Raw genomic sequence first — 19,426 nt, forward strand, 5'->3', positions numbered from 1 at the left:
ATTTGCCGCCGGTTCAGACGCAAATAATTGCGCTCAGGCCGGGAAAAGCTGCTTTTTCTAAAAATATAGTCAATGGCGGTGAGAAGGGTCCCTATCCCGAAATGGCACATTCCGGAAGCTCGTTTGCCGGGCAGGTATGTAAAGGGATATCAACCAAAAGTTATATTTTCCCGGATTGCAAAACCGGAGCGAAAGCTTTTCCGATGTGTTTGTTTTTACACTGGTTCCGGGCTCAACGATTCATTACGGGCGTAACCAATTTTGTACGTCAATTGCAAGAAATAACCCATTTGGGCCATTTCTTTGCACAGCTTTTCGTATTAGCCTCCTTAATTAACGGGTAATTAATGATAGTTGACATGGCGTGAAGCGGGAGTTGCCCCATTTGTTTCTAGGGGTATCCCGGCGAATGACAGAGCACACAACCAAAAAGAACGTAATGCGTAGCGCTTTAGGGGAGACGTCGATGTTCATGGGAACTTCAGATTATGCGGCAAAACAAAGTGGAGCCGTTGCGCCTATAAATGGAACTTTATTGATCATCGCGGATCCGGACCTGTTTTCCGAGTGCCTCGTGGAGGCGCTGGGCAAAAAGTTCCCTACATTCGCTGTGATGAGCGTTATGTCCTCGGCAACGATCGACGATGACTATGGCGCCGATGTCCGGCTAGTCCTGCCGTACCGTATGTCGGGCGAGCGGCTTCATAGCGTTCTTTCGGCAGTCCACGAAAAGCATCCGGATGCCCCAATTGCACTTGTCGTCGAAACCATCGACAAGTTTGAGGAGCCGCTGAAGCAACTGGTGGGGATGCGTATCATCGATGGCGTGCTGCCGCTTAATCTGCGGCTCGACGTTTTCATGGCGGCGGTTGATCTCCTCATGAAGGGCGGGGAGCATTTTCCCGCTGCCCTTCTCGGCAAGCTCACCCCCTATTCCCAGGCCGTGAACGGCAAAAGCGTTCAAAGCAACGCCGTGATCGCCAACCGCGCCGATGCTCTTGCCGTCAGCAAGAGTGAAATGGCGGCGCTGACGACGCGCGAGGTGCAGATCCTCGACCTGCTTTGCAAGGGAACGCAAAACAAGATTATCGCCGACCGGCTTCACCTGTCCGAGAATACCGTGAAGGTGCACGTTCGCAACATCTACAAGAAGATGAATGTGCGCAACCGAACGGAGGCAGCGTCGCGCTTCTTTCACAAGGACGACGACGCGGCTATCTCCGGCTGGAGAAACTGAACATCTGGCGGCCTGATGCCGCGATGACGCCAGTTTCAAGCAGAGGTTATGCCTGAGGCTCAGGGCCTCAGGAAACAGCGGGACTTCTGACCAAATCCGCTCGGTGAGCAGATATAGGGAGAAGAACCGGAATAGGAATGCCGCGGCGATATCGTCGGTGTGTCGTAAGTATCGGCAACAAGCGTGACGGCTGCGTTGCCTGTCTTGTCATAGCCGTAGGACGCCTTGGCTGGAGCAACCCGGCTCTTGATCGTCGCCGTATTAGCAGATGCGGTCTTGATCAGAACGGCATCTTCAACGACGGAGCACGAGGCCGTTGCGAAAGTGAACGTCGCAAGTGCGGCGGCAACAAGTGCAAAACGACAGCGGCGGGCCGCTTTGCTGTTATGGGAATAAGGCATTTCATTCATGATGTATGTCCCCTGAAATCGACTAGCTGTCGCATCTCGCCGGGTGTTTTGCCCCGGTGGACCGAGCCTTACAAAACCAGAATAGTCCCGACTGGTTGAGCGAAGCTTGCGCTAATGCTCAATAAGAAAGGCATAATGGAGGCGTAGTTAAAAAGTATTAAATCGAGTGATTAATACGAGTAATTCGGGGTAATCAATTGTAATATTTCGATAAAATAAAGTTGACCTGTTTTATGACGCGCCTATCATAAAAGTTGAAATATACCGAATCCAAATATTGAAACCTCCAGAAGAAATAAAAACCGGAGGTGACATTCGAAATATCCTGCAATCTGGAGTTTGATCTAGTTCAAGTCGAATCAGCCGGGCTGGTTCCTCATTGGGAGGAGTGTGTAATGCGTAATTTCGTTCCCAACGACCATGACAACGGCGCTACAATCTATTCCGAGTGGCGGCCAGGCCAGCGCGTTCTGGTCAACGGCGGGGCTGGTTTCCTTGGCTCCCATCTTTGCGAACGTCTGTTGGCTTGCGGTCATGAGGTGATCTGTCTCGACGATCTTTCGACTGGACGGACCGTGAATGTTGAGCATTTGCAAGCCAACAAGCGGTTTTTGATGGTCGAGCATGATGTCCGCAAGCCCTATGACATCGACGTCTCGCTGATCTTCAACTTCGCGTCGCCGGCCTCGCCGCCGGACTACCAGCGTGATCCAGTCGGCACCCTGCTTACCAATGTGCTCGGCGCGGTCAACGTTCTCGAAGTCGCTCGCAGATGCGGTGCAACCGTAGTGCAATCCTCGACATCGGAAGTCTATGGCGACCCGCTCGTCAATCCGCAGCCGGAAAGCTATTTCGGCAACGTAAATACAATCGGGCCGCGAGCCTGCTACGATGAGGGCAAGCGCAGCGCCGAAACGCTTTTTTTCGATTATCACCGCTTTTATGGCGTCGATATCAAGGTTGGGCGCATCTTCAACACCTATGGGCCGCGCATGCGCCCCGATGACGGGCGGGTGGTCTCCAACTTCATCGTCCAGGCGCTGAAGGGGTCGGACATCACCATTTATGGCGACGGCAGCCAGACGCGCTCCTTCTGCTACGTCGATGATCTGATCGACGGGTTCCTGCGTTTTTCAGCCAAGCCGAAGGATTGCACCGGACCGATCAATCTCGGCAACCCGAGCGAAATTCCGGTGCGGCAACTGGCCGATATCGTCATCCGCATGACGAATTCCCGCTCGCGCATCGTGCATCTGCCTGCCGCGATCGATGATCCGCAGCAGCGCCGTCCCGATATTTCGCGTGCCAAGGAAATGCTCAGATGGCAACCGCGCGTACCGCTCGAAACCGGTCTGGAGAAAACCATCGTCTATTTCGATGCGCTGCTGGCCGGCAAGAAGGTTGCGGAGGCCGTATGAGATGTCCCGTACAATCCTCGTCACGGGCGGGGCCGGATTCATAGGCAGCCACATCTGCAAGGCGCTGGCGCATTCCGGCTTCAAGCCCATTGCTTACGATAATCTCTCGACGGGTCACGCGGATTCAGTTCGCTGGGGTCCCTTCATTGAAGGTGACATTCTGGATCGTAGTCTCTTGAAGGCCACGCTCAAGGAGTTCTCGCCAGCCTTCGTCATCCATTGCGCCGCAAATGCCTATGTTGGCGAATCCGTCGAGGATCCGCGCAAATATTACCGCAACAATGTCGGCGGCAGTCTGGCGCTTCTGGATGCCTGTCTCGACCAGAATATCGGCGGGCTGGTATTTTCCTCCAGCTGCGCCACCTATGGCGTGCCGCCGCAATTACCGATCCGCGAGGAAACGGCGCAGATGCCGGTCAATCCGTACGGTCGTACGAAGCTGATTTTCGAAATGGCGCTCGATGATTACGCTGCCGCCTATGGCATGCGTTTCGTCGCTCTGCGCTACTTCAATGCGGCGGGTGCCGACCCGGATGGCGAACTTTACGAACGCCACGAGCCGGAAACCCATCTGATCCCCCGGGCACTGATGGCCGCCGCCTCGCGGCTGCCGCAACTTGACGTCTTCGGCCAGGACTACGACACCAGCGACGGCACCTGTATCCGCGACTACATCCATGTCAGCGATCTGGCTGATGCCCATGTGGCCGCCGTCAACTATCTTGCCGATGGCGGCGAGACCCTGCGTGTCAATCTTGGCTCCGGCCACGGCACATCGGTCGGGGATATCATCCGCGCGATCCATCGCGTCACGGGACAGGAAGTGCCGGTGCATTTCGGCGCAAGGCGCGCCGGTGATCCGCCCGCCCTGTTCGCTGATATAGAAAGAGCGAGGGTGACCCTCGGCTTTGCGCCGAAGCGCTCCGATATAGACACCATCATCCGCACGGCTGGTCCCGGCTTCGGGCTGGAGGTGCTGTCATGAAAGCTCGCTCTACCCCTTCCGTACCATCATCGCGTCCCGTCGCGGGCCAATTGCCAATGCTGCCCGTCTTCACCGGCTGGAACCGCATGGCCTATCGTCTCGGCATTGGCGGTTGGCTGGTGACGCTTGCCTATTTCTGGATCTGGTGGCTGGACCGGGATCGGGTCATCGACTGGCCGTATTTTACGGTCGTTACGGTAACGCTCGCGTGGATCACGCTTCTGCCGTCCTATTTCATCTTCATATTCCTGAACGCCAGGGTCGTCGACCGGCGCTCTCCTCTGCCGCAGGGCAGGGTGGCGATGGTTGTAACCAAGGCGCCGTCGGAGCCATTTACCGTAGTACAAAAGACGCTGCAGGCCATGCTGGAGCAGAAGGGCCTGGAATTTGACGTGTGGCTTGCGGATGAGGACCCGGATGCGCAAACGTTGAAATGGTGCGGCGCGCACGGTGTTTTCGTTTCGACCCGGAGGGGTGTCGTCGATTATCACCGCAAGACATGGCCTCGCCGCACCCGTTGCAAGGAAGGCAATCTCGCTTATTTCTACGATCATTACGGGTATGAGCGTTATGATTTCGTCGCGCAATTCGACGCCGATCACGTTCCGGAACCGGACTATCTGAGTGAAATCATCCGTCCTTTCGCCGATCCGGCGGTTGGATATGTCTCCGCACCAAGCATCTGCGATGCCAATGCAAAGGAGAGCTGGGCTGCGCGTGGCAGGCTTTATGCCGAGGCAAGCCTGCACGGCGCCCTGCAGCTGGGTTACAACAACAGCTGGGCGCCGCTTTGTATCGGCTCGCATTACGCCGTGCGCACCAAAGCCCTGCGTGAGGTGGGCGGTCTGGGACCCGAGCTTGCCGAGGACCATTCCACCACGCTTTTGATGAATGCGGGCGGCTGGCGCGGCGTCCATGCCGTCAACGCAATCGCGCATGGCGACGGGCCGGTGACTTTTACCGATCTCGTGGTGCAGGAATTCCAGTGGTCACGCAGTCTGATGACCATCCTCTTGCAATATTCGCGGCATTACGTGCCGAAGCTTCCCTTGCGGTTGAAATTCCAGTTCCTGTTTTCACAGCTCTGGTATCCCCTGTTTTCCGGCTTCATGGCACTGATGTTCGTGCTTCCCGCTTTTGCACTGTTGAGCGGCCAGGTACTCGTCAATGCCTCCTATCCAGTGTTTCTGGCGCATTTCCTGCCGATTTCATTCATCATGATCGTGTTCGCCTTTTTCTGGCGGGCCACGGGGGCCTTTCGCCCGCATGATGCGAAACTCTTCGGGTGGGAAGCCATCGTGTTTCTGTTCCTGCGCTGGCCCTGGTCGTTGATGGGTGTGCTTGCGGCGATACGCGATACGATCCGTGGTGATTTCGTCGACTTTCGCATTACACCCAAGGGCACGCAGGCGAAACCGCCGCTGCCGCTGCGCGTAATCGCGCCTTACATGGTTCTGGCGGCACTAAGCCTTCTCGCAATGGTGCTGGCGCCGCATGAAAACGCTGCGGAAGGTTTCTTCGTCTTCGCCGCGATCAATGTGGCGATCTACGCGGGCCTTTCGGTTTTTCTTCTCGTCCGACACACCATGGAAAACGGCTTGCCACGGCTGCCGGCATTGCGCGGTGGGGCGACGGTTGCCTCCTGTTCGTTGCTGCTTGTGGCAGGTAGTGCCGCGGAACTCAGTTCCCATGCGATTGGTGGGCTGGAGGCCCTGTCGCACGGGCAACCCTATGTCAGCTTCACCGAAACGCGGTTCACCGTGGCCGGTGCTGGCGTGGAGGGAGCGAGATCGGTGCGTCTGAAACTGCGCATCGTACTGCCGGGAATGCCCGGAATTCGAAACATGCAGGCGGAGCCCATGGTGCCGCCACCGGTCATGACAACCGGAGAAATCATGCTGGCCGACAATAGGGTCGGACAATAGAAGGAGGAGGCTGTGATGAGAACAACAATAAGCAAATGCGGGTTCTCCGCTTTCGTACTCTGCCTTGCGGTGATCGCGCCAAGTGCCGTCCACGCCGCGGGCGGCACGAAGACGCCGAAACCGCTCCGGACCAGCGAAGTCGTAGATATGTATTACGACAAGACCTGGAAATGGGAGACTGGTGGCGGACGCTTCATCGCCGATGGCCGCAAGTTCATCGCCCTGACTGAAGAGAAAGGCAAGAAAGCCGTCGGTGAAGGCCGCTGGACCGTCGATGCCAAAGGTACGCTGTGCATGCGCGCTACCTGGAAAACCGATGCCGGAAACGGCAAGGCCGACACGTGTTTCGACCACGGTCGCATCGGTCAGGTGCTTTACCAGCGCAAGCAGGGCGGCCCCTGGTACGTCTTCCGGCATAATCCGCCACGGCCCGGAGATGAATTCCTGAAACTTGTCCGCAAGGACGACGTCACCCCGCAAATCGCCGCCTATGGCAAGGCGATGACTGCGACGAGGTAGGAGGAAAGTGTCATGCAAATAACAAGAAGAAGACTGCTTTTTGCAAGCGGGGCTGCTGTTGCTGCTTCAGCCAGCATGTACCCCATATTCAAACTGGATGCCCAGGGGGTCGCGCCCATGGGCTCCACGGGCATGAAGACGCTTGCCGACAAACGTCCGACATTGCACGCGGATGGTATACGCTTCGGCGCCTACGATCCGCACGGCGATTTCACCGGCCAGACCGGGGTGGCGACGGAACATCTGTTCCTGCCCTGGGAGGACGTGGATCTCGACAGCCTCGCGCTCGCAGATGCCTATGCTCTGGAGCGCAAGCGTAATGTGTTGATCACGGTCGAACCCTGGTCATGGGACGTCAACTGGCGGCTCACCTCCGACGAGTTGCGTCGCAAGGTGATGGGAGGCGACTACGACAAGAACATGCAGGCGATCGCCGCACGCATGTCCGCAATGAAGAGCCCGCTGATCCTGCGTTGGGGACAGGAAATGGAAGACACATCCGGCCGCTTCTCGTGGTCGGGCTGGAACCCGCAGGACTATATCACGGCCTACAAACGCATGGTGGACATGACCCGCAAGGCGGTCCCCGGCGTCAAGGTGATGTGGTCGCCGAAAGGTCTCGACGGTCTGCGCGCTTACTATCCTGGTGACAATTACGCGGACCTGGTCGGTCTCTCGGTCTTCGGTCTCGAGGACTATGACAAGATCGAATATGGCGGGCCGCAGAAGTTCACCGATCTACTGCGCAAGGGCTATGGGCTTGTCGAAACCTTCAATAAACCGGTCTGGGTTGCTGAACTGGGTTATGAAGGCGGCGATTCCTACGTCCGTCCATGGATGAACGACGTGACGCTGAAACAGGCGGATTTTCCCAAGCTGGAAGAGGTCGTCTATTTCAACGACAAGGACGTGCACCCATGGCCGCACAATCTCGGCAAGCCCGACTGGCGCGTTGTGCGCCCGGCGCGGCTTAACTGAGGCTGGAGCGGGTAGAGCGGACGCCCGGCCCGCTCGCCCGCCCGGACTCTAATGGCTGGAGGCGAGTACGGCCTCGGCCTCATAGATGGCGCAGACGATGTGGTAGAAAGTGCTGGCCGGTGCCGGTTCGTCCAGCATCGGCTTGTCGGCCGGCCATTTGTCGAACCAAAGCCCTTTGACCGGTGTATCGAGGAAAGGCTGCAGCGCGCCGATGGCCCTCAGGCCCGAGGCAAGATAACGCTGTCTTTCTTCACCAATGGTCACGCTGGCAAGGCGCAAGGCTGCCTTCAGCCATTCCGTCTGCGGCCAGAGCCGTGCCAGCCCGTCATGTACCGAAAAATCATCGTACAAGCTCATGATCGCGACCTTGCGGCGTGGGCAGATGCCATGCGCTTCGCCGATCTCGAACATGCGCTTGGCCTTGGCGATTGCCTCGCCATTGTTGCGCAGGCTGCCCCAGCGCACCAGAAGCCAGGCCCATTCGAACTGGTGACCGGGCTCCATGATGCGGCCCTTCTCGCCTTCAAACGGCATCCAGTCATGGCCGAAGAATTCGCGTAGCCCGCCATTGCTGCCATCGATGAAGCGGGTGAGTGCAAGGCCGGCGATCTCGTCGGCCAGCGCGGTCCATGGACCTTCGGGGTCCTGCACTTCCCAGGCAAGCATCGCCTCGAAAAGATGCATATGCGGATTGGAGCAGAGCGGCGTGCGCGGCGGGTTCGCTTCCTCAAAGCCGGCGACGGGGTGTTTGTAGTTGCGATTGAGGACGGCGAGGATATCGAGCGCCCGGGCACGCATCTCGTCCTTGCGGTCGGGAAGGGCTGCGGCCGTCTGTGCTGCGGCGAAAAGCGCGAAAGCCTGATTGTAGAGATCGAAGGACGGATCGATCAGCTTGCCGGTCTGGTCGGCGAGGTTGCCGTAAAGGCCGTTATCGAGGCGATAGACCTTTTCGAACCAGCTCAACCCATGCAGCAACGCATCCTTCCACGGACCCTGCCAGCCGTTCTGGCCGGCGGCAGCGAAACAATAGGCCTGACGAGGCTGCACGCGGGCGCGGCGGTCATCAGAAAAAACCGGTTTCGCATCCTGGCCGAGGCGCTCGTAAAAACCGCCGTCCGGACGGGCGGAGCCAACCTCCCACCACAGCGGCAGTGCGTCCTCTTCAAGCCATTTCCGTAAGGTTCCGATCTCTTCGGCCAGCGCCTGAACGATACTCGGAAATTGCACAGTCATGCGTCAACTCTCTGTTTTTACAGTTGAATGAAAAAAGTGATCAATAAAAATACGTCATTATAGACGCAAGTAGACCATGGGACATATTGCGCTGCAACCGTAAAAATATCGACCTCACGCCGAGCGAACCCGCACCAGCGCGATTTGGTTCCGTCGTCTCGTCCGGCAAAGAAGGGATCCGAAACGATTCGGAGGCCACAAAGCATCAGAAATTACAATATAAATTTGATATTGCTTATTCGCCTGCCTCCAGTATTTCGTAACAATGGTCTGGTCATTAGTGATTCGGTCTCCTTTTAACCTGTTAGGGCTTGGGGAAATAAAGGGGCACGGGGCAGTGAAATTTTCTGCCTTTACTTCATTGCTATTCTCTATTGCAGTTCTTTCGGGCTGCAATACTCCCTCGGGCGTCAGGTCGTTCGGGGGCGCAAAGATGTTGTCTGCGTCCGAAGCACTGGTTTTCCCACCGCCCGGCGGTCCGGAAATCGTCACCGTAGTCAATCGCACCTACTCCAATGCCGTGGCACAGCAGGTCGTATTGCGCGCCGAAGCCGCTACGCCCGGACAGAACTACATCAAGGCCGAGTTCTTCGGTCCGCAGCAAGCCGGCGACACTGATCGCGATGCTTTGACTTTCTCCGGCTTTAAGGCATCCTCCGTCGCGCGGGAAATCCGCTCGGAGTTTCCGGGTGAGAACATCGTCATGTCGGCGAATTATCTGCAGAACGGTTACGGCGCCTTTTCTTATGCGGCCGGCAAGGGCCGGGGCAGCGATACCTGCCTTTATGGCTGGCAGGACATCCGCTCACCCGAAAGCATGCGGCAGGATTTCCGCAACCTGGGGCGTATCAAGGTGCGACTGCGCCTCTGCCAGTCGGGGGCAAGCGTCGAGCAGCTTCTGACGGTCATGTATAATTACACGATCACCGGCACCTATGCCTCGCAAAGCTGGAACCCCTATGGCACGCCGCAGGCGGTGGATCAGAACCTTGGGCGGCCGGGCCATCCGGTCTATCCCATGAAGACCAATGAGGTGCCGATGCGGCCCGGCAGTGAAGTGACTGCGAGCATACCATTGCAACCCGTGCGCCGTGCTGCCGTACCCGTCACGCCTGTTCAGCCGACGGCGCAGCCGCTACCGCCGGTGGCGGCAGTCAGTATTCCGTCACCCGCATCCGTTGGCGCGCCCGCCCAGCCCGCAAGGCCTGCTGTAGTCGGCAGGCGCGCGGCCAGCGTGCAGGTGGAGAGCCAGCAGCCGACGCAGGTTCCGCAGGTGGCTATTCCGTCGCCCACATGTCTGTCCGGTTCGGCAGCGCCTCCGGGATGCAGGTGATGGCTGGAGCAACAGCAGAAGAGGGCATTGCAAAAGATCCCGGTAAAAATTCCGGGCGGGGAAGAGAGCGGAAAGTTTCGGGATGAACAAGGCCATCACAATCATTGTCTGGTTTCTTGTGTCGCTTTGCGTTCTGGCCATCGTCACGATGCCGGTCAGCCTGCAGACGCACCTGGTCGCCACGGCGATCTCGCTCGTACTTCTCGCTACAATAAAGAGTTTCAACGGGCAGGGAGCCTGGCGGCTCGTGGCGCTTGGTTTCGGCACGGCCATCGTGCTTCGCTATGTCTATTGGCGCACCACGAGCACGCTGCCGCCCGTCAACCAGCTCGAAAACTTCATTCCCGGCTTTCTGCTTTATCTCGCTGAAATGTACAGCGTCGTGATGCTGGGTCTCAGCCTCGTCATCGTGTCGATGCCGCTGCCTTCCCGCAAGACCCGGCCTGGCTCGCCCGATTACCGGCCGACGGTCGATGTTTTCGTGCCGAGTTACAACGAGGACGCGGAGCTTCTCGCCAATACGCTGGCGGCGGCCAAGAACATGGATTACCCGGCCGACAAGTTCACCGTCTGGCTGTTGGACGACGGCGGCTCGGTGCAGAAGCGCAATGCCAGCAATATCGTCGAGGCGCAGGCGGCACAGCGCCGCCATGAGGAGTTGAAGAAGCTTTGCGAGGACCTCGACGTGCGTTATCTGACGCGCGAGCGCAACGTCCACGCCAAGGCCGGAAATCTCAATAACGGCCTCGCCCATTCCACCGGCGAACTGGTGACGGTGTTTGACGCCGACCATGCGCCGGCGCGCGATTTCCTTCTGGAAACGGTGGGCTATTTCGAGGAAGATCCCCGGCTCTTCTTGGTGCAGACGCCGCACTTCTTCGTCAATCCCGATCCGATCGAGCGCAATCTGCGCACCTTCGAGACGATGCCGAGCGAAAACGAGATGTTTTACGGCATCATCCAGCGCGGTCTCGACAAGTGGAACGGCGCGTTTTTCTGTGGTTCCGCCGCCGTGCTGCGGCGCGAGGCACTGCTGGATACGGAAGGGTTCAGCGGCGTCAGCATCACCGAGGACTGCGAAACGGCGCTCGCGCTGCATTCGCGCGGCTGGAACAGCGTCTATGTCGACAAGCCCCTGATCGCCGGGCTGCAACCGGCCACCTTCGCAAGCTTCATCGGCCAGCGCAGCCGCTGGGCGCAGGGCATGATGCAGATCCTGATCTTTCGCCAGCCTCTGTTCCGCCGTGGTCTCTCCTTCACGCAGCGTCTTTGCTACATGTCGTCGACGCTGTTCTGGCTTTTCCCGTTCCCGCGCACGATCTTCCTGTTTGCGCCGTTGTTCTACCTGTTCTTCGATCTTCAGATTTTCGTGGCTTCCGGCGGCGAGTTTTTGGCTTATACGGCCGCGTATATGCTCGTGAACCTGATGATGCAGAACTATCTCTATGGCAGCTTCCGCTGGCCGTGGATTTCTGAACTCTACGAATATGTGCAGACGGTCCACCTTCTGCCAGCCGTCGTGTCGGTGATCTTCAATCCCGGCAAGCCGACCTTCAAGGTGACGGCGAAGGACGAATCCATCGCCGAGGCGCGGCTTTCGGAAATCAGCCGCCCGTTCTTTGTCATTTTCGCACTTTTGCTGGTTGCGATGGCCTTTGCCATCTGGCGCATCTACGCCGAGCCATACAAGGCGGACGTCACACTCGTCGTCGGCGGCTGGAACCTGCTCAACCTTATCTTCGCGGGCTGTGCGCTTGGCGTCGTCTCCGAGCGCGGCGAAAAATCGGCGTCGCGGCGCATCACCGTCAAGCGGCGCTGCGAGGTCAAGCTTGAGGGTAGTGACGCATGGGTGCCGGCCTCCATTGACAACGTGTCGGTGCATGGCCTGCTGATCAATCTTTTCGACAGCACCACCGCTATCGAAAAGAACACGACAGCGATCATTAGGGTGAAGCCTCATAGCGAGGGCGTGCCGGAAACCATGACCATCAATGTGGTCCGCACGGTCCGGAACGACGGTTTCATTTCCATAGGCTGCACATTCTCGCCGCAGCGCGCCATCGATCATCGCCTGATCGCCGACCTGATCTTCGCCAATTCCGAGCAATGGAGCGAGTTCCAGCGCGTGCGCCGCAAGAACCCCGGCCTCATCAGAGGCACGGCGATCTTTCTGGCGATATCGCTCTTCCAGACGCAGCGCGGCCTGTTCTATCTGGCCAAGGCGCTCCGGCCCGCCTCCAAAACCGTCAAACCTGCCGGAGTTGTAAAATGAACGGCGGTAAAACGATCAGGAGTTCACTGACAGCGCTGATGTTGGGTGTCGTCGCAACCGGTGCGATGGCGCAGTCCTCACCCTTCGACATGTCGCCGGAGAAGCCCGCACAGACAGCCCCGGCACCCGTGCCGTCGCCGACACTTCCCCCAGCTGTACCGCGCCAGCCGCAGCCAGCCCAGCAATCGACCCAGCCTGCAGTGGGCCAGCCTCATGTGGTAATGCAGCCCGCACCTGCGCCGCAACCGCCGCTGCGGCCGCTGACGCCACCCGTATCCATGCCGCCGCAGGGTCAGGCGAGACCCGCACCCGTTCAGGCATCGTCACCCGCGGCGGATAGCCGTCGCCGGTATATCTTGCCGTACGAAAAGCTCAGCCTTTCCGGCGAAATGGATCGGCGGCAGTGGAGCATTTATCTGACGCCCGAGCAGGTGAATGCCGCCGTTTCGCTGAATATTGGTTATCAGAACGCCATCGTGGTCGCGCCGGAAGACTCGAATTTCCAGGTCAGCCTCAACAATGTTCCGCTGGAGACGGCGCGCATTGAGGCGCCCGACGGTGAGGGCAATGTTTCCTTGAAAATTCCACCCGGTGTCCTGCAGGTGGGCGCGAATGTCGTGACGCTTGGCGTGCAGCAGCGCCACAGAACCGATTGCACAATCCAGTCCACTTATGATCTGTGGACCGATGTTAATCCGGCAAATACCTATATCGGCTTTAACGCCGATGTCGCGGGCAACTTCACCAATATCGACGATATCCAGGCAACCGGTCCGGACGCCAAGGCGGCAACGTCGATCGAGATCGTTGCACCTGCCCTCGGCAATCCGGCATTTGCAGATTCGCTGCTGCGCCTTTCTCAGGCTCTGGCACTCCGAACCCAGATGCCGAACCAGACGATCCGTTTCGTGGCAGCACCCTCCGCCGAACGCAAGGCGGGAACGCTGGTGGTTCTTGTCGGCACCGCACGCGAGATTGCCGGCTTCACCGGCGCGGTGCCGCCCGAGGCGTCGGCGGGTGCTTTTGCCGGCTTCGATACCACTGCACCGGGTGGCCTCTCGCCGCTCTTCGTCAGCGGTCCCACCCCGCAGGCGGTACAGGCGGCGATTGAGACGCTGTTTTCCTCGATCGCGCGCACGCCCGGTGCCCAGAGAACGACCTTTTCCACCCGCAGCTGGCATGCGCCGGATGTACCGCTCGTCATGTCGGACCGTCGCATCGCGCTTTCCGAGCTTGGGCTTGAGAGCAGCGAATTTGGTGGACGGCGTTTCCGCAACGAATTCTACGTCGGCATGCCCGCCGATTTTTATGCGTCGGCCTATGGCGAGGCGGCCATGCTGCTCGATGCCGCCTATTCCTCGCAGGTGCTGCCCGGTAGCCATATAGACATCTACGTCAATGACGAGATCGCCTCGACCGTGCCGATCTCCAACAATGGTGGCGGCATTTTCCGGCATCTGCCCATCAATGTGACGATGCGCCACTTCAAGCCTGGCCCGAACAAGATCACCATCGAGGCCGTGTTGATGACGGCGCAGGATCAGGTCTGCGCGCCGGGAGCGCCGGCCAGCACGACCCCGCGTTTTGCCCTGTTCGACACATCGGAAATCCATATTCCCGATTACGCGCAGATCGGTCGCAAACCGGATCTCGCCGCGATGTCCGGTGCCGGGCAGCCCTACAGGTTTGCCGCAAATCCCGTCGCGCTGTCGCTTGATCGTTTCGATAACGACACCATGTCGGCGGCGGCGACATTGGTCAGCCGGCTGGCAAGCGCTGCGGGATATCCGATCAATGTCGAGACCGTGGCCTCTCCGCTGGTGATCGGCGACCGTGACGCCCTGTTCGTCGGGACGATTTCGCAGTTCCCGCAATCGCTGATCAGCCAGTTCAATCTTGTCCCTTCCAGCCAGATATCCTGGAAAATGGGAACGGGCGTTCAGCCGCCTGCGCAGAACAGCGAAACCCTCTTTAATGACTGGCGAGAGCGGGTGGACGGCGGCATCTGGCAAGGCCAGGTTTCCTCCTTTGAGGAGTGGATGAAGCGGAATTTCGATCTGAGTTCCGATACGCTGCGTTTCCTGCCGGCGGCCGAGCAGCCCTATGCGCCGCCCGGCAATGTCTCCTTCATGCTGGTGCAGGGTCTAAGCCCTTCCGGCGAAGGGGTCTGGACGCTGGCTACCGCCCCGACGTCGGCGGAGCTTCGTGACGGCATGTCTTCGATGGTGCGTGAAAACCATTGGCGCGACGTCACCGGGCGGGTCGCAGCTTACGATGCCGGTGCAGAAAAGATCGAAACGGTCGAGGTGGGGCAGCCGTATTTCTATGTCACGCGGGCGTTTTCCCTCTCGAACTGGAGGTTGATCGCTGCTAATTGGCTGTCTTCCAATGTTCTTTCCTATTCGCTGGCATTCATCGGGTTCGTGTCGCTCCTGGGCTTTGCCACCTTCGCGATGCTGCGTATGATGGGGCGACACCGATGAGGCGTGGGATTTTTAGACTTGCCGGCATTTTCTGCGTGTCGCTGATGGCGTTGATCTCAGGCATCTCGATTGCCCGCGCCGCATCTGTCTCGCCTGAGGCCTGGTCGGCCTATAAAAGTGCGTTTCTCGATCCCGGCGGGCGCATCATCGATACCGGTAACGGCAATATCAGCCACAGCGAAGGCCAGGGTTACGGCATGTGGCTTGCCGTTCTTTCAGAGAACATTGCCGACTTCGAGCTGATATGGAGTTTTACCCGCACGGAACTCCTGGTGCGCGACGACGGTCTCTCCGCGTGGAAATGGGACCCGCGCACCAGACCGCATGTGACTGACATCAACAATGCCACGGATGGCGATATTCTGATTGCCTACGCGCTGGCGCTGGCTGCCGCGCAGTGGAACCGGCAGGACTATGCAGAGGCATCGGCGGCCATCGCATCGGCGGTCCTCAAGAAGACTGTCGTTCAGCGCGGCGGGCGAACGCTGCTTTTGCCCGCCGCCAGCGGCTTTGGCGAGGTTGACCGGGGCGACGGCCCGGTGGTCAATCCTTCCTATCTGATTTTCGAAGCATTTCCGGTCCTCAATCTCGTCGCACCATCGCCACTCTGGAAGGCGCTTGCCGACGACGGCGTGGCGCAGATCGCCACATTTGCTTTCAGCGACAGGAAACTGCCCGCCGACTGGGTGTCGATGAAGACGAAACCGCAACCGGCATCGGCGTTTCCGCCCGAGTTCGGTTACAATGCGGTGCGGATTCCGCTTTATCTTGCAAGGGCGAAAATGGGCTCGCCGGAGCTGCTTGACCGCCTGAAAAACGGCATGACGCTGGAAAGCGGTGCTGCGGGAACCTTCGATCTCAAGAGCGGCGCGGTCAAGGACGTTCTGTCGGATCCCGGTTATCGCATCATTCCGGCGCTCGCAGCCTGCGCCGGCGGCGGCCCGGCTGTGCCTGCCGAACTGAAAGGCTTTCAGCCAACGCTTTATTATCCTTCTACATTGCATCTTCTGGCATTGTCGTTTCTGGCAAGGAATAACGGGGAGTGCCGATGAACAAACCGCTGTCTACCTCGGCTCTCATCCTGCTTCTGATTGCTCTCGCCGCCTTCCACTGGCGCGACACCATTCTCGGACGTGTATCGGACATTCATACTTCGGCGGTTGGCGGCAACCGTGCGGCGCAGCGCGTTTCTCCAGCGGCAGCCAATCCGGCCCAGATCAACGCGTTCCTTAAAAATCGCGAGATGGCGCAGCTAACCCAACCCGTGACGCCAGCGGTAACGGTGCCGGCGACTGATCCGCAACCGCCGGTTACGCAGACACAGACGGGTGGACAGATATCGCAGCCCCAAATGGCGCAGGCGCCCGCACCCCGCCAGACCCAGCCGGCGTCATCAGACATGCCCGAGGTCGATCTCAGCGCGCTGCGCTATTTCGCGGCCAAGGGCGATACCCAGCGGCTTCAGGCTGAAATCGCGAGGCTGCGCACGCTCTATCCGAACTGGACACCGCCTGCCGATCCGCTCGCCATTCCCGTTAACGGCGATCCCCGGCTCGATGCCATGTGGCAGCTTTATAGCGACGGCCGTTACGCCGAGGTCAGAAAGGCGATCGCCGACCGCCAGCAGGCGGAGCCCGGCTGGCAGCCTCCCGACAATCTGACCGGCATGCTTTCCCTCGCCGAGGCTCGCCAGCGGCTCGTCAACGCTTCCGATCTCAAGCAATATTCGACAGTGGTGGACGCGGCCGCCAGCAATCCCGGCCTGCTGACCTGTAGCGAGGTGGATGTCCTGTGGCGGGTTGCCGATGCGTTTGCCAATACCGACCGCATGGGACGGGCGCGCGACGCCTATCTCTACATTCTTAACAATTGCACGACGCCAAGCGACAGGCTCGCCACGGTGCAGAAGGCATCCGCGCTTTTGCCTGCGGAGATGATCGGCGATTTGCTTGCCAAGGAAAAGCCGAACGCAGACGGTCAGCTGGAATTCGAACCGGTCAAGAACGATCTCGCCCGCCAGTTCGTGGCCAAGGCAGGCGAGAAGGAGGGAATTTCCGTTCCTTCCGCCTATCTGATGCGGCTTGAAAGGCTTGCCGAGACCGACAAGCTTGCAAGCGATGCCTTGTTGCTCGGCTGGTATAATATCCGCCAGAAGAACATGGCGGAGGCGGAAAAGTGGTTTCGCAAAGCGCGGGAAGAGGAAGACAGCGCGTCTGCTTCGCAGGGGTTGGCGCTGGCGCTGATCGACCGCAACGAGCCACGTGAAGCCGAGGACGTCATGTATAAGTGGCGCACCGCTTCGGACGACGGGCTTGCGACCTATCTTGCCGCGACAGCCAATCTTCTGGCGCTTGAGCCGCCTGTGGTCCTGCCGCCGGATGTGCTGCAGCGCATCGCCGCTGAAACAATAACTCGCAAGGATGCGGCGACCGCGCAGCAGTTCGGCTGGTATTCGCTTGCTTTCCGGCAGACGCCGCTCGCCTTGCAATGGTTCAGCACAGCACTTGGCTGGAAGGCCGATGACGAACCATCGGCCTATGGCATGGCAGTCAGCTATCACGATCTGCGCAATCTTGCCGGTCTGCGCAGCATACAGCAGCAATGGGCAAGCCGCTCGCAACGCATCGCTGATGTGGGAACGGCACGTATGGTGGACCAGTCCGCGCAGCAGATAGCGCCCGTCACCGCACCGCCTGTCGCCACAGCTTCCCAGACAACGGCACCCGCGCCCTATGCGCCGCAGCCTGAGACAGTGGCGGCTTATAGCCAGCCGTCTGTCCAGCAGCCGGCTCCGGAACCTTCGCGCAAGCAGGCGCGTCTGCCAGCGCAGACGCAGAGGACCGTAAGTGCCTCGTCACGTCCACGCTCCTGCGCGGTCTATCCCGATCCCCAGCGCCTGCCCGCACAGCAGGCGCTTGATCTCGGCTGGTGCCTGATGGAGACCAACCGGCCGGCGGAAGCCCTGAAGGCTTTCGAATCCGCCATTGCTGGCGGCCAGTCGACTGTTAAAAGCGATGCGGCCTATGGCCAGAGCCTTGCCTATCTGCGCATGGGGCTGACGGACCATGCCGCTGTCTCGGCGACGAAATCGCGCATGGACCGCCCGCGCGCGACTGAGTTGCAGGTTTCAATCCTGGCCGACAGGGCGGTTTCCGCCTTCCAGTCGAAACGTTATGCGGAAACGCTTCTCCTGCTTGATCAGCGGGCGCGGCTTGCCGATGAGCGTACCGATCTCATGGTATTACGCGGTTATTCCTATCTTGCCATGAACCGCTACGCCGATGCTGCGCAGATTTTCGAGAGTCTGACGTCCATTGGCGATAAGGAGGGCATCAGGGGACTGGCAGCGGTCCGTGCCGCCCGGCCGAGCAGAGGGCCCCAGGGCGGCTGATGGCGTTGGGCGGCAATGGGCTACCGTTGCTTACCCCGCGTCGGTGAGGTTGCGGATGATGCGCATGAAGATGCGTGCGCCGATATCGATCAGCCCATCCGGAAAGTCGTAGTCGGGATTGTGCAGGTTGGGATAGTCCTTGCCTGCACCCAAAAAGAACATGGCCGATGACGAGACGGCGCGGAACCTTCCGAAATCCTCGGAGGCCCGCATCGGCAAACCTTCCGACCCGTGGGAAATTTTCTCCGCAGTCAGCGCCCGCAGGATATGGTCGACGGCTTCCGGCGCATTTTCGCAATGCAGGAAAATATCATCATAGGCGATATCGAGTGTCAGTTTCTGTTCTTCGGCCACCTTTTTTGCCAGCGCTTCCGCATCCGCGCAGAGTTTTTCCATTCGGTCGTCTGTCAGCGTCCGGAGCGTCGCCCAGATTTCCGCATCTGCCGGAGAGATGCCGAAGGCCGCTTCACCCATCACGGCATGGGTGATTGTCACCATCGAAAAATCGGGTTGCGGTGGAAAGCCGGAACCGAGATCGGTCAAAGCCGGCATCAACTCAGATATCGCCCGCATCGGCGAGACGCCATGCTCCGGTGAGGAGGCGTGCGCGGTCTTGCCGGAGAAGCGGATTTTGATGCCGCGTGATGCGCAGTTGACCGGCCCTTCCACCACGCTGACATGGCCGAATGGCAGGCCTGGAAGATTGTGAAGAGAAAAGGAATAATCCGGCTTCATCTCGCCAAAGCGCGGATCGGCGATGACGGCGGCCGCGCCCGCACCTGTCTCTTCTGCCGGTTGGTAGAGCAGTACGACGCTGCCGGTTTCCGGGCGCTTTCTGGAAAGTCCGAGTGCAAGCGCCGTTAGAATGGTGGAATGACCGTCATGGCCGCAAAGATGGCCCTTACCATCGGTGCCGGAGCGGTGTTCGGCGTCGGTTTTTTCCTGAATGGGCAGAGCGTCGAGTTCCGAGCGGATGAGGACTACCGGACCGCTTTTGCCGCTGTCATAGACCGCTGCCACGCCATGACCACCCAGATCGGTGAACATCCGATCCGGTTTTGCCTGCTCGAGGAAATCGCGAATACGCCGCGCTGTTTCCTTCTCCTCGCCGGAAATTTCCGGATGGCGGTGCAGCTCATGGCGCAGCTCGATGAGGTCAAGCATATCCTTGTTGGTCAGAAACATAAAAAACCCTTGCAAGTCGTCCGGCCGATTTTTTCTGCCGCAACTTACAGGTCATTA

Annotated in this window: 14 protein-coding genes; 11 read left to right on the forward strand and 3 right to left on the reverse strand. The window is 59.2% G+C overall.

Going from position 1 to position 19,426, the window contains the following annotated elements; all coding sequences use genetic code 11:
* Positions 1-466 precede the first annotated feature (466 nt).
* Positions 467-1,237: a helix-turn-helix domain-containing protein gene (locus ACQZ5Y_RS08715; RefSeq protein ID WP_003510893.1), complete on the forward strand. Its 771-nt coding sequence runs from the start codon at positions 467-469 to the stop codon at positions 1,235-1,237.
* 59 nt (positions 1,238-1,296) lie between these two features.
* On the opposite strand, the gene ACQZ5Y_RS08720 is transcribed toward ACQZ5Y_RS08715, so the two are convergent.
* Positions 1,297-1,647, reverse strand: a complete 351-nt coding sequence (locus ACQZ5Y_RS08720; protein WP_013761572.1) for a hypothetical protein — start codon at positions 1,645-1,647, stop codon at positions 1,297-1,299.
* Between the two features lie 395 nt (positions 1,648-2,042).
* Between ACQZ5Y_RS08720 and ACQZ5Y_RS08725 the strand changes: the two genes are divergently transcribed.
* From ACQZ5Y_RS08725 to ACQZ5Y_RS08745, 5 genes are read left to right on the forward strand one after another with little or no spacing between them, the layout of a single operon-like run.
* Positions 2,043-3,065, forward strand: coding sequence for a UDP-glucuronic acid decarboxylase family protein (locus ACQZ5Y_RS08725; RefSeq protein WP_019564672.1), 1,023 nt, complete (start codon positions 2,043-2,045; stop codon positions 3,063-3,065).
* Between the two features lies 1 nt (position 3,066).
* Positions 3,067-4,050: a UDP-glucose 4-epimerase GalE gene (gene galE / locus ACQZ5Y_RS08730; RefSeq protein ID WP_112524154.1), complete on the forward strand. Its 984-nt coding sequence runs from the start codon at positions 3,067-3,069 to the stop codon at positions 4,048-4,050.
* A complete protein-coding gene (locus ACQZ5Y_RS08735) occupies positions 4,047-5,975 on the forward strand; it encodes a glycosyltransferase family 2 protein (RefSeq protein WP_174050480.1) in 1,929 nt (642 codons plus the stop codon). Before galE ends, ACQZ5Y_RS08735 begins: the two co-directional genes overlap by 4 nt.
* Positions 5,976-5,990: 15 nt before the next feature.
* Positions 5,991-6,494, forward strand: coding sequence for a DUF995 domain-containing protein (locus ACQZ5Y_RS08740; RefSeq protein WP_003510879.1), 504 nt, complete (start codon positions 5,991-5,993; stop codon positions 6,492-6,494).
* A 12-nt stretch (positions 6,495-6,506) separates the two neighbouring features.
* On the forward strand, positions 6,507-7,472 hold the full coding sequence (locus tag ACQZ5Y_RS08745) for a glycoside hydrolase family 26 protein (protein WP_003510877.1): 966 nt from the start codon (positions 6,507-6,509) through the stop codon (positions 7,470-7,472).
* 48 nt (positions 7,473-7,520) lie between these two features.
* On the opposite strand, the gene ACQZ5Y_RS08750 is transcribed toward ACQZ5Y_RS08745, so the two are convergent.
* The gene (locus ACQZ5Y_RS08750) at positions 7,521-8,705 is read right to left on the reverse strand and encodes an AGE family epimerase/isomerase (protein WP_174050478.1); all 1,185 of its coding nucleotides are present in this window, start codon (positions 8,703-8,705) and stop codon (positions 7,521-7,523) included.
* Between the two features lie 433 nt (positions 8,706-9,138).
* Between ACQZ5Y_RS08750 and bcsN the strand changes: the two genes are divergently transcribed.
* From bcsN to ACQZ5Y_RS08775, 5 genes are all read left to right on the forward strand, one after another.
* The gene (gene bcsN, locus ACQZ5Y_RS08755; RefSeq protein ID WP_019564667.1) at positions 9,139-10,038 is read left to right on the forward strand and encodes a cellulose biosynthesis protein BcsN; all 900 of its coding nucleotides are present in this window, start codon (positions 9,139-9,141) and stop codon (positions 10,036-10,038) included.
* An 82-nt stretch (positions 10,039-10,120) separates the two neighbouring features.
* Positions 10,121-12,310, forward strand: a complete 2,190-nt coding sequence (bcsA, locus tag ACQZ5Y_RS08760; protein ID WP_003510865.1) for a UDP-forming cellulose synthase catalytic subunit — start codon at positions 10,121-10,123, stop codon at positions 12,308-12,310.
* The gene (locus tag ACQZ5Y_RS08765) at positions 12,307-14,793 is read left to right on the forward strand and encodes a cellulose biosynthesis cyclic di-GMP-binding regulatory protein BcsB (protein ID WP_174050476.1); all 2,487 of its coding nucleotides are present in this window, start codon (positions 12,307-12,309) and stop codon (positions 14,791-14,793) included. Before bcsA ends, ACQZ5Y_RS08765 begins: the two co-directional genes overlap by 4 nt.
* Positions 14,790-15,845 carry a glycosyl hydrolase family 8 gene (locus ACQZ5Y_RS08770; protein WP_019564665.1) on the forward strand — a complete coding sequence of 352 codons (1,056 nt, stop codon included), beginning with the start codon at positions 14,790-14,792 and terminating at the stop codon, positions 15,843-15,845. The genes ACQZ5Y_RS08765 and ACQZ5Y_RS08770 overlap by 4 nt, the downstream gene beginning before the upstream one ends.
* Positions 15,842-18,184, forward strand: coding sequence for a cellulose synthase (locus ACQZ5Y_RS08775; protein WP_174050474.1), 2,343 nt, complete (start codon positions 15,842-15,844; stop codon positions 18,182-18,184). The genes ACQZ5Y_RS08770 and ACQZ5Y_RS08775 overlap by 4 nt, the downstream gene beginning before the upstream one ends.
* A gap of 30 nt (positions 18,185-18,214) precedes the next feature.
* Here the strand turns inward: ACQZ5Y_RS08775 and ACQZ5Y_RS08780 are convergent, their stop codons facing one another.
* Positions 18,215-19,369 (reverse strand): amidohydrolase, encoded by a 1,155-nt coding sequence (locus tag ACQZ5Y_RS08780; RefSeq protein ID WP_174050472.1) that lies wholly within the window; start codon positions 19,367-19,369, stop codon positions 18,215-18,217.
* Positions 19,370-19,426: the final 57 nt, after the last annotated feature.

It is taken from the genome of Agrobacterium sp. A3-95 (assembly GCF_053521785.1).